We start from the raw sequence: 783 nt of genomic DNA on the forward strand, positions 1-783 counted from the left end.
GCGGTAGATAACCACGTCCACCAGCCAGAATCCGGACCCTCACACCCACGTGATCGACGTGCAAGACAGCCCTCAGAGGGCTCAAGATAACGATGGTGTTGGTGGTGTAGAGCAGCTTGCGGACCGACGGGCTGAAGGCCAGGAACGGGATCACCCGGTCCCAGGCGTTCTCCCAGACCGCCACCGTCTGCGGGTACTTCTTGCCCCACGAACTGCCCGCGAGCTCGGCCAGGGCATCGAAGGCGGCCTCGGCGTCGGCAGCGGTGTAGACCTTCCTCAGCTCGGCGGCCACAGTGGCCCGGTCCTTGCGCGGCACCGGGCGCAGCGCGTTGCGGATCAGATGCACGATGCAGGTCTGCACGGTGGTGGCGGGAAACGCGGCGTGGATGGCGTCCTCGAACCCGCTCAGCCCATCACAGCAGGCGATGAGGATGTCGGCGACGCCGCGGTTGCGCAGGTCGTTGACCACACTGCGCCAGAACCCGGCGCCCTCCCCGGCCGCCAGGCCCTCAGCCGTCCTGGCGATCCAGATGCCCAGGACGTGCTTGTCGCCGTCGGTGTCGATGCCGACCGCCAGGTAGGCCGGCTTGTTCTGCACCACATGGTTGTCGCGGACCTTGAACCACCAGGGCGTCCAGGAACACCACGGCGTAGACGGGATCCAGCGGGCGCCGCTGCCAGAGCTTCACCTCCTCCATCACCTGCTCGGTGATCCGCGAGATCGTCTCGGCCGACAGCCGGGTGCCATAGACCTGCTCCAGGTGGTGCACGATGTCCCGGACG

1 pseudogene is annotated in these 783 nt (G+C 67.2%); it reads right to left on the reverse strand.

The features are described 5' to 3' along the window. Positions 1–79: 79 nt before the first annotated feature. Positions 80–783: pseudogene (locus ABEA43_RS67800) on the reverse strand (IS256 family transposase); the annotation flags it as partial.

The organism is Nonomuraea rosea (genome assembly GCF_039539705.1).
Classification (GTDB): Bacteria; Actinomycetota; Actinomycetes; order Streptosporangiales; family Streptosporangiaceae; genus Nonomuraea; species Nonomuraea rosea.